The sequence below is a fragment of the Ruegeria sp. CH2 genome (genome assembly GCF_056537065.1).
Genome location: NZ_JBQFQV010000015.1, coordinates 53,249 through 66,940 on the forward strand (window position 1 = coordinate 53,249; position 13,692 = coordinate 66,940).

Sequence of the window (13,692 nt, forward strand, 5' to 3'; positions counted from 1 at the left end):
GATGGTCAAGATCGATTTTGAGCCATGGGAACCCGAAGAAACGATCGGGAAACTGTGGCACACCCTTGCCAGCCGCCTCGATGCACCCCAGGTGCACGATGGAGCCGCGGTCGACCTCTCTGAGGTCGCGGGGCGGCTGGCCGTCCTCTTTCGAGGGCTGGGCGGTGGTCCGGGCGTAGAATTGCGCCCGGTCTCGCCCGAGGTTTCACATCACCGCCTAAGTTGGCGTCGGCGTCTGGCGACCGAAGTGGAGCTGATGCCGCGCGCTTCGTTTGATGGCGAAGTCTTGCGCTTGCCGGACCGGTTGGCGGTTTTTCCTGCGCGCGAAGCCAATGGCGCGCTGTATGTCTGGCTGGCCGCTGCGGCTGCCCATGCGGGAACGCGAATTGATGAAGACGATCCGCTGCGCGCCGACCTGCGCGCGTTGATCGCTGCGCAGAGAATGGTTGATACGACGCTGGACGACGCCCCCGGCCTGCGCCCGCTTTACACCGAACTTTGCAAGGGCGTGCTGCATCAGCGCGATATCCCCAACCTGCCACCGATTGAAGACGCAGTTGAAGAGCTGATCCGCCATAAGTTGGGTGACCCTCAACCGCTGTCGGCGAAAGCCGAGCAGCTTCTGACACTGGACGAGGACCTGATCGCCCCTCGCGGCTATCAGCCTATGCGCCCGGTTCCCCTGTGGCCCGAACTGCGCGCAGTTGGCTTTTCCGAACATAACGAGGTGGAAAACCCCGAAACTGAAGGTCCACCCGAGGAATCCGGTGAGAAAACCCACCGCGCCCGTCGTCGCAAATCGGATCAGGCCGAGCGCAGCGACAGTTTCATTCTGCATAAGTTCGAAGCCATCCTCAGCTGGGCCGAGTTCCTGAACATCAACCGCCGCATCGACGATGATGATCCCGACAATGCCAAGAAAGCGGCCGATGACCAGGAAGAGATTGGCCTGGGTCAGATATCAAAAGCCCCGCCAACGCGGCTGAAACTGCACCTTGATCTGGCACCCGAGGATGTGAACCGGGAGCGTCTGTCCGGTCGCATCCTTTATCCCGAATGGGACGTGCGTTCGGGCCGATATCTAGCAGATCACGTCAACGTCCTGCTGTCGGATGCGGATATCCGCGACGATGCTGCCGCGTTTGGCAAGGACCCTGCCACCGCCCGCCGTATCCGCGCGGTCAAACGCCAGTTCGAGGCGCTGCGCCCTGGACGCGTGATGACACGCGGCCATCTGGACGGTGACCAGTTGGATATCGAAGCCGCCGTGCGCGCCGAAACTGACCGCATGGCCAGTGGCGAAAGCAACGACCGCATTTGGCAACAATCCCGCCCCGAGGCGCGCGATCTGGCAGTCTCGATCCTGCTGGATGTCAGCCGGTCCACTGAAAGTGCCGTAACCGGTCGCGCCGTGATCGACATTGAACGTGAAGCCCTGGCTGCTTTGGCCTGGGGCCTGAACGCCTGCGGTGACGATTTCGCCATTCATGCCTTCAGTTCGCTGAAACGTCAGCGCGTCTATATCCAGCGATGCAAACGGTTTGATGAGCCGATGGACGCCAAAGTTGAACAACGTATCGCGTCACTGCGACCCGGTCACTACACGCGGCTTGGGGCCGCGATCCGCCACTGTTCAAAGGATCTGGCAAGTCAGACCCGCAAACGCCGCCTGTTGCTGGTGATCACCGATGGCAAACCCAATGACCTTGACCATTACGAAGGGCGTCACGGTATTGAAGACACCTGCATGGCCGTGCGTGAGGCACGCCGCGCCGGGCAATCGGTTTTTGGCGTCACCATCGATAAAACCGGCAAAAGCTGGTTCCCCCGCATGTTCGGACAGGGCGGTTTCGCTGTTATCCCAGATCCGCATCGCCTGACCATGGCGTTGCCGCAAATATATCGCCAATTGGTCGGTGCATGAGCGAAACCTCCTTCATCGACGAGCTTCCGGGCGAATTGCTGATGTGGGTTCTGATTATTAGTGAGCTGCTGGTTTTTGGTGCGGGGCTGATCGCGTTCATGGGCGTTCGCCTGACCGACCCTGCAGGCTTTGCCGAGGCGCAATCGCATCTTTATCGAACAGGTGCAGCCTTTAACACTGCAATACTGGTCACATCTGGCTACCTGGCCGCGCAGGCCCTGAACTGGCGCCGCGCAGCATTCCGGTTCAAGGCCAGACTTGCCCTGACAGGGGCGGCCGTACTTGGGATCGCATTCCTGGTTGTCAAAAGCGTGGAATATGCTGGAAAGGCGGGGCAGGGCATTACCTATGAAACCCACCCGTTTTTCATGTTCTACTACCTGCTGACAGGATTTCACGCGGCGCATGTTCTGGCCGGGGTGTGTATCCTGTTGCTGGTCGCGTGGCGCGATGATCCTCGTAACATCGAGGCGGGCGCACAGTTCTGGCACATGGTCGATCTGGTTTGGATCGTGCTGTTTCCCGTGATTTATCTTCTGGGATAAACAATATGCCGGCAACTTCATCTTTTGCTAAATACTCCCGCCGGAGGCGTCCGAACTCACTCACCGGCGCGTGGCTGGCGCTTTTGGCGCTCAGTCTGGCTTCAACGCTTTTGACCCTGATGAAAACGCCTGACGCACTCATTGCAGGCGGTATCCTGCTCCTTGCCCTGATCAAAACCCGTGTGATTCTGGCCCGATATCTGGACCTGGCTGAAAGCCCGGGCTGGCTGCGTGGCTTCACCTTGGTTCTGACGGGCTTCTCTGCTGTGATCTTCGCACTTTACCTGATCTGAAAAAAGCCGCCCCTAAAAGGGACGGCAGGTTACCAAGCAAAGGGACGCTTAGGTTATTGTGCGGCCATTGGCATCCGCGCGATCTGACAGCGCTGCCACAGCGCCGACAGGGCGCCCACCAGATGATCGATATCCTCATCCGTATGAACGGGTGACGGCGTGATCCGCAGGCGCTCGGTTCCTTTTGGAACCGTGGGATAGTTGATCGGCTGAATGTAGATGCCAAACTCCTCAAGCAGGGTGTCCGAAATGAATTTACACTTCACAGGGTCGCCAACCATCACCGGGATGATATGGCTGGGGTTGGGCAAATGCGGAATGCCCTCGGCATCCAATCGGGCGCGTACCTGCGCCACGCGGGTCTTTTGCAAGTCACGCTCTGCACTTGAATGCTTCAAATGCCGGATCGATGCGGCAGCGCCGGCTGCAATCGATGGGGGTAGGGCAGTCGTGAAGATGAAGCCACTGGCAAAGCTGCGGACAAAATCACACAGCGCGGCTGAGGCCGCGATATACCCACCAACCACGCCGAACGCTTTGCCCAATGTACCTTCGATGACCGTCAGGCGATCCATCAATCCATCGCGTTCAGCAATCCCGCCACCACGCGGGCCGTAAAGGCCGACGGCATGAACCTCGTCCAGATAGGTCATCGCGCCGTATTTGTCAGCCAGATCGCAGATTTCCTTGATGGGGGCGATATCGCCATCCATGGAGTAAACCGATTCAAATGCGATCATTTTGGGTGCGTCGGGATCCGCTGCGGCCAATTTGGCGTCCAAATCCGCCAAGTCGTTATGTTTCCAAATCACCTTCTGGGCACGCGAATGCCGGATACCTTCGATCATCGAGGCGTGGTTGAGTGCATCAGAAAACACGATCAGCCCGGGAATTCGCGCGGCCAATGTCCCCAAAGCAGCCCAGTTCGACACATATCCCGAGGTGAACAGCAACGCGGCTTCTTTCCCATGCAGATCAGCCAGCTCAGCCTCAAGCAGAACGTGATCATGCGTGGTGCCCGAGATATTGCGCGTGCCGCCAGCGCCTGCTCCGCAGCGATCCAGTGCGTCGTGCATGGCAGAGATCACCGAAGGGTGCTGACCCATGCCCAGATAGTCATTTGAGCACCAGATCCGCACATCCCGCTGAACCGGCCCGTCGGTTTGACGCGCGTTCGGAAACGCGCCACGACGGCGTTGCAGGTCGATGAAAATCCGGTAGTTGCCTTCGTCTTTCAAAGTGTCGAGGCTCTGGCTGAAAAATTGCTCGAAGTCCATCTGGCGTGCTCCCCGGATAACTGAAATTTCGTTGAACCTATGCCAGTGGCGCCCGCCCTTACATGACAATAGTCAAGTTGGAGACCGAGAAAAGGGTGGCACCCCCGCGCTGGCTTTGGCATAGCATGTCTCGGGGTTGATCATCCGGGGGTGTTCCCGGAGCGGACGAATAAGGGGCTGCCTTCTTGTCACACGAGGCACAAAAGATAATTGCGCGGCAGTCACTGCTCTTGCGAAGCCTGCCAGAGCAACATGTCGATACTCTGCTGCGTCAGGCCGTCTGGCGGCAATACGACCGGGGCGAGACGATCTTTCTGCAAGAGGAAGAGGCCAAGGCCGTACATGTTGTACTGGCTGGTTGGGTCAAGCTGTTTCGCATTTCCCCGACCGGTGCCGAAGCCGTGGTGAGCGTTTTCACGCGCGGTGAAAGCTTTGGCGAAGCCGTTGCGCTGCGCAATGTGCGCTATCCCGTTTCGGCCGAGGCGGTATCCCCCTGCGAGATCATGCACATCCCAAGTCCGGTGCTGCTGTCGCTGATGAAGCAAGATCCGGAAATTTGCGTGTCCATTCTGGCGGCCACATTCACGCATCTGCATTCCCTGGTGGCGCAGCTCGAACAGCTAAAAGCCCAGACCGGTGCGCAGCGTGTCGCGGAATTCCTGCTGAACCTGTGTGATTGCGATGCCGGCCAGTGCGAAGTTGAACTGCCGTATGACAAGATGCTGATCGCCGGGCGTCTGGGGATGAAACCCGAAAGCCTGAGCCGCGCTTTTTCGAGGTTGAAACCAGTCGGGGTTAAGATCAACCGAAACCACGCGGAAATTGCAGATATGGATGTATTACGGAATTACGCGGAAAGCGACCCGAGCGAGAAATAGAGCCGCGTGGCCGTTGCTCTGTGCAGTAAACTGGCCATTCCCGGTCTGCGATCTTTCCGGCAATCACTATCCTTCCTATTCTTGCTGGACATGCCCTATCGGGCGCGATCCTGAGTGGGTGAGTTGATGGAACACAGACATGACGATTGAACAGCTACTGGTCGGTTTTCCCCGCGCGAGACTGATGACAGCTGCTACGCCGGTCGAACGGCTCGATCGTCTGTCCGACCAGCTTGGTCTGGATCTGTGGATCAAGCGGGATGATCTGACAGGGTTGAGCTTTGGCGGCAACAAGACCCGGCAGCTTGAATTCTATATGGGCGAGGCACAAAAACAGGGGGCAGATACCATTCTGATCACCGGCGCTGTGCAATCCAATTTCGTGCGCACGGCTGCCATGGCTGCATCGAAGCTTGGGATGGAGGCCGTGCTTCAATTGGAAGAGCGTGTGCCGGATATGGGAGACCATTATTATTCCTCGGGAAATGTACTTCTGGCCCGGCTTCTGGGTGCCGAGCACATGCACTACGGTACCGGAGAAGACGAGGCCGGGGCCGACAATGCCCTTCACGCGCGGGCAGATCAGCTGATCTCTGAGGGCCGAAAGCCATATGTAATTCACTTGGGCATCGATCATCCGCCCTTGGGGGCGTTAGGTTATGTGGCCGGGGCTGCCGAACTACTGGATCAGATCGCCGATTTCGACGTGGCGGTGGTGCCATCCGGCAGCGGTTCGACCCACGGCGGGTTTTTGGCCGGGCTGCGGCTGGCTGGCAACACGGCACCTGTTTATGGCATCTGCGTTCGCCGCGACCGCCACCTGCAACATGCGCGGTTGCAAAAGGTATTGGAACGGTTGGCGGGTATGATGAAGTTTGACCCGGCTCTGGTCATGAAAGACATCATCACATGGGACGGCGCATTGCCCCCTGGATACGGGCGGATAGGTCCGTCCACACAGAGGGCGCTTGAACAGATGGCGCGTGCCGAAGGTATTTTTCTGGATCCTGTCTACTCGGCCAAAACCTTTGCAGGTTTGTTGGAATTACTTGAAAACGACACAATTCAACAGGGCCAGAAAGTTGTGCTGTTGCATACGGGTGGGCAACCGGCGCTGTTCGCATATCAGGAAGAGCTGTTCCCGGCCTGAGAGCCATCCGAGAAGCCACTATAGCGGAAGTCGCGCTTGGCCAGCCAACCCGTCGTTTCGAAGCGCGCGACGCGGTTTCACGTGACCTATGTCAATGACAGTACCGCGGATGTCGTGTCGGTTGAGCGAGCCTAGCCCACCTTAGAATGGATGGAAGGCATGTTCGCAGAGTTGGAGGCTGGATATGGCTGATGGATGCGGCTGTGATCGACACGCGCATGTGTATCTGAGCGTGGATGAGGCCCTGCTCCGTGGCCTGTCCGCTGCTGATCCGATCACAGAAACGGAAACGCTGCCTTTGGCCGCTGCAATTGGGCGAGTATTGGCCTGCGACTGTTTCAGCAAGGTCGATATGCCCGCTTTCGACAATTCGGCAATGGATGGCTATGCGGTTCGAACAGCCGATCTTGGCGATACCGACCTGTTCCAGATGCCGGTGGCGGGTCGCATCGCGGCGGGGGACAGCGGATCTCATGCTGCTCCTGCGGGTAGCGCGCTGAGGATTTTTACCGGAGCGCCCGTTCCCTCTGATTACGACGCCATCGTCATGCAGGAAGATTGTGATGTTGTAGAGGGGCAAATCCGCTTCAGCCGCCGTCCAAAGCCCGGGCAACATATCCGGCGTGCCGGTGAAGACCTTCATGCCGGAGCGCCGATCCTGCGGCTCGGCTGCGAGATTGGCCCGCGTGAGGTGGCAGCCCTTGCTTCCGCCGGGTATGGCGAGGTCGTGGTCCTCCGCAAGCTGAAGGTTTCGATCTTTTCAACCGGCAGTGAGTTGCGCCAACCGGGTGAGCCCCTTGGGCCGGGGCAGATCTATAACTCGAACCGTTACATGCTGCTTGCGCTGTTGCAGAAACCCTGGATTGACCTCACGGACCGGGGGCAGGTCGAAGATGACCCCGAGCTTTTGAAACAGGTCTTGCTGGACGCGACTGAAACCTCTGACCTGATTATTACAACCGGTGGTGTTTCTGTCGGCGATGAAGATCATATGCCGCGTCTGTTCACCGAGATCGGTGGCGTGACGGATGTGATGAAAGTCGCAATGAAACCGGGCAAGCCCATCATGTTCGGTCGGCGTGGCCGTGCGCTTTACATCGGTCTGCCGGGTAACCCGGTTTCTGCTTTTTTGACCTGGCAAATTATCGGATCGCAGATGATGGCGCGCCGCGCCGGTCTGCACCACACACCGCAGGCAGCCGTGCAGGCAGTTCTGTCGGAACCTTTGTACCGTACCGCAGGCCGACAGGAATATCGCCCGGTTCAGATTGACGGTTACACACCGGACGGACGGCCCCGATTGCGTCTGATGGAGCCGTCCTACAGTGGCCGCGTTGCTTTGCTTGCACAAGCGGATGGATTGGCGATCATCCCGGCAGAGGTGACGGAATATCCCGAAGGGCAACGCCTTGAGCTATTGCGGTTTTAAGCCCTAAGCGCTTTTCCTGCGGCATCAAAGGGCGGTTCATGCAGGATTGTGGCCCTGTGTGGGCGCCCCAGAACCATAACCTCGACCTCATCACCTGGCTGGGCATTTTTCACATATCCCAAGGCCAACGACATTCCGACGGTGTAGCCATAGGTGCCTGAGGTCACCCGACCGATCCCTTCACCGTTCTTGAAGATCGGCTCGCCACCTGTTGCATCCGCGTTGGACGCTGTCACATCCGTTTCGTTAAGGTGCAGGATCACCAGGTCTTCCCGAGCTGGGTTCTGCAATACTTTCTGCGCAGCTGCCTTGTTGAGGAAGTCCTTTTCGAATTTGCAGAGGCGATCAAGATCCACTTCATGTGGCCAGTATTCCGGGCTGTATTCGCGGCTCCAAGACCCATAGCCCTTTTCGACCCGCATAGACATCAGTGCCCGACTGCCAACAGGGCCAGCCCCGAACTCTTTGCCTGCCTCAATCAAGGCATTGTACAGTCGTGCTTGATCTTGGGTGGCGCAATGCAGCTCCCACCCCAGATCGCCAGTAAAGGAGACGCGCAGGGCAAGGACCTGGACTCCCGCCAGCTCGATCTTGGCGGACCGCATGAACGGGAAATCTTCGGTTGCCAGCGATGTGTTGGTCAGACGTTGCAGGATGTCACGGGATTTGGGCCCGGCCACGTTAAAGCCGCACATCGCTTCGGTTTTGCTTTCGAAAGCGGTGCCTTCAGGCAGCGGAACCTGTTTGAAAAAGCGTTTGTGATACCGTTCTGCCATGCCCGAGCCGATCACCCAGAACTCGTCATCAGCCACGCGGGTGACGGTAAAGTCGCCTGCAATACCGCCGCGCTTTGAAATCAGTGGGGTCAGACAGGACCGACCAACGGTTTTGGGCATGGTGTTTGCAAAGACGGCATTCAGCCAGTCTGCTGCACCCGGACCCTTGCAGACATATTTGGCGAAATTCGAGATATCGATGATCCCGGCACGGTCGCGCAACATCCTGCATTCCTCGCCCACCGGTCCCCACCAGTTCTGACGGGTAAAGCCATTGGTGTCTTTGGTGCCGGGCGTTGCGGCAAACCACAGCGGATGTTCCCAACCGGCGTTCAGGCCAAAAACCGCGCCCATGGCTTTCTGCGCCTCATAGATCGGGCGAACCCGTGCCGGACGACCGGCGCTGCGTTCTTCATTGGGGAAATGGATCGCGAACCGATGACTGTACTGATCTGCCACGCGCGCTTTGGTGAATGCCTTGGTGGCCCAGCTGTCAAAACGCGCCAGATCCCAGGCGAACATGTCGTATTCCGTTTCACCCTCGATGATCCATTGCGCTGCCATCAGGCCCATGCCACCCGATTGCGAGAAGCCGGGGATGATACCATTGCAGCAGAAATAGCCGTCGACCTCGGGCACCGGCCCCATCAGAACGTTCGAATCCGGAGACCAGATCATTGGGCCGTTGATGACACGCTTGATCCCGGCTTCACCAACCGCGGGCAGGCGTTCGATGGCGTTCATCACGTTCTCTTCGATCCGTTCCAGATCATCAGGGAACAGGTCGTGGGCAAAATCCAGCGGCGTGCCTTCTTCGGCCCAGAACCTCATGTCTTTCTCATAGGCGCCGACCAGCAAGCCGTTGCCTTCCTGACGCAGGTAATACTCTCCATCCCGGTCCGACACAGACGGCAGGCGGGTGCCGTGGCTTTTCACATCCGCCATGGATTCGGTTACGAAATACTGGTGCTCTGTAGGTTGCAGCGGCAGTTCGATTCCAGCCAGTGCAGCAACCTCGCGCCCCCACAGGCCCGCTGCGTTCACCACCCAGCGTGTCCTGATGTCACCTTTTGGCGTTCTGACGATCCAACTACCATCCTCCTGCTGCTCGGTTGCGGTGACCGGAGTGAAACGGTGAATCTGCGCCCCACGTTGACGTGCGCCGACCGCATAGGCATTGGTCACGCCCGACGGGTCCACATTGCCGCCATCGGGTTCGAACATCACGCAACGGATGCCCTCGTAATTGACCAGCGGGTTCAGCTTCTGGGCTTCCTCGATGCTGATCTCATAGAAATTCATGCCATACAGCCTGGCCTTTGCGGCCTGTAGCTTCAGCTGATGTTCGCGTTCTTCTGTCTGGGCCAAGTATAACGAGCCGGGCTGGAATACTCCGCAGCTTTGACCGGTTTCAGCTTCCAGCGCTTTATACAGGCTCATCGTGTAATGTTGGATGCGGCTGATATTGGTACTGTCGTGCAATCCGTGAATGTTGGCGGCTGCGTGCCAGGTTGACCCCGAGGTCAGCTCGTCCCGCTCTAACAGAACAACATCCGACCATCCCAGTTTGGTCAAATGATACAGGATCGAGCACCCGATCACTCCCCCGCCGATGACCACGGCCTGAGCTTCGTTTCGCATTTTGGCTATCTCGCGCGTTTTCGTTCGCGCCTGTTCTTTCATGAAGACTGGCCCATCGACAATGTCGACAAAATTCGAGATCGAATGAAGTCAGCTAAACTCAAACTTTGAAAATTGCCTAGCGTCGCGGTACGCTTAAGCAAATGAGCTCGTCAGAACGTCAATCGGTGTGCGCGGCCACGTTCAAACAACTTCAGGTTCAACTCATCTGCCTCCGGCGCGCCGTATTCCAGCGCAAACACAAATGCGTGGGTCAGATAGAAGCACGCGGCTTCATGATGCTGGCGCTCTTCGGCGAGAATCGCCGCTTGGTGATACAGCCGGATCAATGCGGGTACATCTTTTTCCGCATGGGCCCGCAAGAGGTGTTTGTCGAGTTCGTCCAGATCCACTGTGACCCTTTCAGCGAATTCACCGGCTGTCCACTAGGAGACAAAAGACGCAACGCCGTCCCGTCTGCTGTTGTTACAACCGATCCGCGATCTGGTCAGAAGGGCCTGACCAGATCAACATTTTCAGGATTGCTTACACTTCAGCGCGGGCTTTTTCGATTTGCGTGGCCACCCAATGATGAAAACAATGGGTCGGGCCGTCCATCGCGGGCGAGAAACGGCCGCCATCGAATTTCACGCCGTGACGGCCTTTCTGCATGCCTTCAACCACAAAGACGTCTTCCTCGAACACTGTTTTCCACAGTTGCGCATTCTTGGCACGCAGCGCTTCGTGTTCGGGTGCGTCTTCGGGTTTTTTGGCGTAGTAGAGCTCAATCCGTTCGTTCGAACGCTCATGCGTGATCGGATCGATGAGGAAGGCAAAGCCGTGGTCACGCTGAACACCCAGCAGGGTATTCGGGTAAACGACGATATATTCCGCGCCGTCATTCCACTGCTCACTCAGATTCTCGAAATCATCCAGCTTTTCGCCATCGTGACCCTCGAACTGGCGGTAGACATAGGTGCCCTGACCCGAATATTTGCCCAGTTCGTTGATGTTGTAGTGGTCTTCCAGACGCGAATAGCTGTTCAGGCCGGGATGAACCCAGGGCAGGTGATAGCTTTCGCAGTAGTTCTCAACAGCCAGTTTCCAGTTCGAGTTCAACTCAAGATAAACCGATGCGCCAGCGCCACCGTGATACATCGGTTGATCGAATTCTTTCCAGCGTTCCATCAACTCGCCATGGACATCTTCGAATTCCGGCGCGTCGCCGCTGACATTGACAAAGACAACATCCCGCCAGACATACGAGCGGATGCGGATAAGGCCCAACTCGGCGAAGTCCAGATCCTCATGGGTGTTCTGCCCAGGGCCACCGACATGAGGGGCAGTCCGCAATTCACCATTCAGGCCGTAGCACCAGCTGTGATAGGGGCAGCGGATCGCGCCGCGGATTTTTTGCGGCTTGTCGACCAAAATCATGCCGCGATGACGACAGGTGTTCTGGAACACGCCGATCTGACCGTCGCGATCACGAACCATCAACAGCGGCACACCGAGGAAATCGATCGGATATGCATCTCCCGCCTCGGGAATGTCTTTGCCAAAGCCGATGCCGGACCAGTTCGCAAACAAGACCGCATCCCGTTCTTCGGCAAAAACTGCGGGATCAATATAATGCTCGTTCGGCAGACCCTTTGCGGTGTTTACCGGTGTCAGAACAGACGAAAGCGGTGCGTGCTTGTTCATCGGCCACTCCTGAGTGATTTTGAATGAGTTTATCGCTGCATCCATTGGCGGCTGAGGCCGCCTACGTTCAATACTAAAAAACCTAATGGCAAATTGAGGCAGGCTAAACCGAACCTTCAGACAGTTCGTTGAGCAACCAATTCTTGAGAGCCAGCGCCCCTTCCGAAAGCTGATCGTCCGGGCGACCGACAAGATAGAAGTTGTCCGGGGCGGGCAGGCTGAATTCCTCCAGCGCGACGAGTTTCCCCGAAGCCAGCATGGGCTGGACCAGACGTTTCCATCCCAGCGCAAGGCCCGCCCCTTTACGCGCCACCTGAAGGGCAAGCGCATAGCTGTTCACCCGCGATTCCACGGGAACAACTCCAGAAAACCCGAGGTCGTGGAACCAGGATGACCAGGTCGTCCAGGTGCTGTCCTGAGTTTCGAGATGGATCAGCCGCCGCTGCACGAGGTCTTCAAGGCTGGCCCCTTTAAGGTCCGCGGCCATCTGGGGGCTGCAAACGGGTGTCAGGATATCGCGATACAGTTTCGTGTGCGTGAGTTGCGCGTTGGCGTCCCGGCCATAGCGGATGAACAGGTCGATATCCGGCCGGTCCGTGAAGGCCTTGTCCTGCGCCATCTGGTTCACTTTCACGTGCGGAAAATCCTGCCAGAACCGGATGACAGACGGCGACAGCCAAAGTGCGGCGACGGCAGTGGTTGACCCAACGGTTACGTGGTTTTCGGAATCATTGCTGCGAATCTTTTCAAGCACCTTTGAAATCTGCCGGAACGAAGTGCCGAGTGCCTCAAACAGGTCTTGCCCATCCTCGGTCAGTTCCACGCCGCGGTGTTTCCGGACAAAAAGTGCCGCGCCCAGCTCGCTTTCCAGCGCCTTTATCTGATGACTGACGGCACCCGGCGTCACGGAAAGCTCGCTTGCGGCTTCTTTGAAACTGAGATGCCGAGCGGCGGCTTCAAAGGCCGATAGTGTCGTAAGTGGAGGAAGGTTGTAGTGGCGTCGAGACATGGAGATTTGTTGGCTTTCGAACTCTGGGTGAGCTCAATTCACCCGAATGTTAGAAATTTTGCAATTGAAATCTATCTTTTTTCCTGTTGTTTGCTGAACGACGCAGAATGTACGCCACGTGAGACCGAACAGGACAAGTGATGGATACTCAAGTTGCCCGCCTTGTGCGAAAAACACCACTCAGCCCCGACACCTCTGATTTCTGCTTCGAGATCGAAAGCGGGCGCTTCACCAGCCTTGAGCCCGGGGCGCATGTGGACATCCATCTTGAAGACGGTCTGATACGGCAATACTCGCTGTGGAGCTGGAGCCAGGATGGACGCCTGATCAACGTGGCCGTCAAACGCGAAGACGAAGGGCGAGGCGGGTCACTGGCGATGCATGACCTGCAAGAGGGCGTGACCGTGGAAATCGGCGGTCCCCGCAACCATTTCAAACTCGAAAGCCATGATCGACACGTCACTTTGATCGCTGGCGGTATCGGGGCCACACCATTGGTTGCAATGGCACGTGAGTTGCTGAACCGAGGGCAGGATTTTCGTGTCTACTATCTTGTTCGATCGAAAGAATACGCGGCGATGGATGCGCAATTCCGGGCGCTTGGACTGGATGAATGGTATCATTTGCATTGTGATAACACAGACGGGCTATTCGATCTGAGATCGGTCATGCAATCGATGCCGATGGGCGCAGACGTTTATACCTGCGGCCCGGAACCGATGCTGAATGCGGTACTGGAAGCGGGTGCCTTGCTGCGTGGCGGCGCGATACACTTTGAACGGTTCGCCGCCGCGTCGGACATTGAACATGCCCCGAACGCCGATTTCCAGATCGAGATCCAGTCGACCGGCGCGGTCTATCCCGTTGGAAAGGACCAATCTATTCTGGAGGTTTTGCAGGCCAATGGTGTGCAGGTTGATTTCGGCTGCTCCGAAGGGCTTTGCGGAACCTGTATCGTTGATGTCGTTTCCGGCGAAGTTGATCATCGCGACGGTATACTTACTCCGCAAGAGCAGGAAACGCATGAGTTCCTGTGCACATGCGTTTCGCGGGCCAAGTCGGATAAATTGGTATTGAAACTGTAGAA

12 protein-coding genes are annotated in these 13,692 nt (G+C 57.4%); 7 read left to right on the top strand and 5 right to left on the bottom strand.

Annotated features, from left to right (window positions below; translation table 11 throughout):
• Position 1: 1 nt before the first annotated feature.
• The 3 genes from ACR0M9_RS17480 to ACR0M9_RS17490 are packed head-to-tail and all read left to right on the top strand — an operon-like array spanning position 2 to position 2,762.
• Complete coding sequence (locus tag ACR0M9_RS17480) at positions 2–1,924, top strand: nitric oxide reductase activation protein NorD (protein WP_480616782.1); 1,923 nt, start codon at positions 2–4, stop codon at positions 1,922–1,924.
• Positions 1,921–2,469: a cytochrome c oxidase subunit 3 gene (locus ACR0M9_RS17485; RefSeq protein ID WP_480488714.1), complete on the top strand. Its 549-nt coding sequence runs from the start codon at positions 1,921–1,923 to the stop codon at positions 2,467–2,469. The genes ACR0M9_RS17480 and ACR0M9_RS17485 overlap by 4 nt, the downstream gene beginning before the upstream one ends.
• 5 nt (positions 2,470–2,474) lie before the next feature.
• A complete protein-coding gene (locus ACR0M9_RS17490) occupies positions 2,475–2,762 on the top strand; it encodes a cytochrome C oxidase subunit IV family protein (RefSeq protein WP_267365170.1) in 288 nt (95 codons plus the stop codon).
• Positions 2,763–2,815: 53 nt separating this feature from the next.
• Here ACR0M9_RS17490 and hemA read toward each other — a convergent pair whose 3' ends face one another.
• Positions 2,816–4,039: a 5-aminolevulinate synthase gene (hemA, locus tag ACR0M9_RS17495; RefSeq protein WP_480488712.1), complete on the bottom strand. Its 1,224-nt coding sequence runs from the start codon at positions 4,037–4,039 to the stop codon at positions 2,816–2,818.
• A 185-nt stretch (positions 4,040–4,224) separates the two neighbouring features.
• Here hemA and ACR0M9_RS17500 point away from each other — a divergent pair, with 185 nt between their 5' ends.
• The 3 genes from ACR0M9_RS17500 (at position 4,225) to ACR0M9_RS17510 (ending at position 7,496) form a co-directional block, all read left to right on the top strand.
• Positions 4,225–4,917 carry a Crp/Fnr family transcriptional regulator gene (locus ACR0M9_RS17500; RefSeq protein WP_267365173.1) on the top strand — a complete coding sequence of 231 codons (693 nt, stop codon included), beginning with the start codon at positions 4,225–4,227 and terminating at the stop codon, positions 4,915–4,917.
• A 139-nt stretch (positions 4,918–5,056) separates the two neighbouring features.
• Positions 5,057–6,067: a D-cysteine desulfhydrase family protein gene (locus tag ACR0M9_RS17505; RefSeq protein ID WP_480507923.1), complete on the top strand. Its 1,011-nt coding sequence runs from the start codon at positions 5,057–5,059 to the stop codon at positions 6,065–6,067.
• A 184-nt stretch (positions 6,068–6,251) separates the two neighbouring features.
• Entirely contained in the window at positions 6,252–7,496 is a 1,245-nt protein-coding gene (locus ACR0M9_RS17510; protein ID WP_480507925.1) for a molybdopterin molybdotransferase MoeA, read from the top strand.
• Here the strand turns inward: ACR0M9_RS17510 and ACR0M9_RS17515 are convergent.
• The 4 genes from ACR0M9_RS17515 to ACR0M9_RS17530 all read right to left on the bottom strand — a co-directional run bounded on the left by ACR0M9_RS17515 (position 7,493) and on the right by ACR0M9_RS17530 (position 12,605).
• Positions 7,493–9,913, bottom strand: a complete 2,421-nt coding sequence (locus tag ACR0M9_RS17515) for a GcvT family protein (protein ID WP_480539694.1) — start codon at positions 9,911–9,913, stop codon at positions 7,493–7,495. The two genes, ACR0M9_RS17510 and ACR0M9_RS17515, sit on opposite strands and share 4 nt — an antisense overlap.
• A gap of 152 nt (positions 9,914–10,065) precedes the next feature.
• Positions 10,066–10,305, bottom strand: coding sequence for a hypothetical protein (locus tag ACR0M9_RS17520; protein ID WP_480488707.1), 240 nt, complete (start codon positions 10,303–10,305; stop codon positions 10,066–10,068).
• Between the two features lie 133 nt (positions 10,306–10,438).
• Positions 10,439–11,596 carry an aromatic ring-hydroxylating oxygenase subunit alpha gene (locus tag ACR0M9_RS17525; RefSeq protein WP_480488705.1) on the bottom strand — a complete coding sequence of 386 codons (1,158 nt, stop codon included), beginning with the start codon at positions 11,594–11,596 and terminating at the stop codon, positions 10,439–10,441.
• 103 nt (positions 11,597–11,699) lie between these two features.
• Positions 11,700–12,605: a LysR substrate-binding domain-containing protein gene (locus tag ACR0M9_RS17530; RefSeq protein WP_480774219.1), complete on the bottom strand. Its 906-nt coding sequence runs from the start codon at positions 12,603–12,605 to the stop codon at positions 11,700–11,702.
• Positions 12,606–12,745: 140 nt separating this feature from the next.
• Here ACR0M9_RS17530 and ACR0M9_RS17535 point away from each other — a divergent pair, with 140 nt between their 5' ends.
• The gene (locus ACR0M9_RS17535) at positions 12,746–13,690 is read left to right on the top strand and encodes a PDR/VanB family oxidoreductase (protein ID WP_480484327.1); all 945 of its coding nucleotides are present in this window, start codon (positions 12,746–12,748) and stop codon (positions 13,688–13,690) included.
• Positions 13,691–13,692 lie beyond the last annotated feature (2 nt).

Excerpts from the sequence above, each read along its gene's own strand:
- ACR0M9_RS17480 (WP_480616782.1), top strand. The coding sequence starts at position 2 with ATGGTCAAGATCGATTTTGAGCCATGGGAACCCGAAGAAACGATCGGG.
- ACR0M9_RS17485 (WP_480488714.1), top strand. The coding sequence starts at position 1,921 with ATGAGCGAAACCTCCTTCATCGACGAGCTTCCGGGCGAATTGCTGATG.
- ACR0M9_RS17490 (WP_267365170.1), top strand. The coding sequence starts at position 2,475 with ATGCCGGCAACTTCATCTTTTGCTAAATACTCCCGCCGGAGGCGTCCG.
- hemA (WP_480488712.1), bottom strand. The coding sequence starts at position 4,039 with ATGGACTTCGAGCAATTTTTCAGCCAGAGCCTCGACACTTTGAAAGAC.
- ACR0M9_RS17505 (WP_480507923.1), top strand. The coding sequence starts at position 5,057 with ATGACGATTGAACAGCTACTGGTCGGTTTTCCCCGCGCGAGACTGATG.
- ACR0M9_RS17510 (WP_480507925.1), top strand. The coding sequence starts at position 6,252 with ATGGCTGATGGATGCGGCTGTGATCGACACGCGCATGTGTATCTGAGC.
- ACR0M9_RS17515 (WP_480539694.1), bottom strand. The coding sequence starts at position 9,913 with ATGCGAAACGAAGCTCAGGCCGTGGTCATCGGCGGGGGAGTGATCGGG.
- ACR0M9_RS17525 (WP_480488705.1), bottom strand. The coding sequence starts at position 11,596 with ATGAACAAGCACGCACCGCTTTCGTCTGTTCTGACACCGGTAAACACC.
- ACR0M9_RS17530 (WP_480774219.1), bottom strand. The coding sequence starts at position 12,605 with ATGTCTCGACGCCACTACAACCTTCCTCCACTTACGACACTATCGGCC.
- ACR0M9_RS17535 (WP_480484327.1), top strand. The coding sequence starts at position 12,746 with ATGGATACTCAAGTTGCCCGCCTTGTGCGAAAAACACCACTCAGCCCC.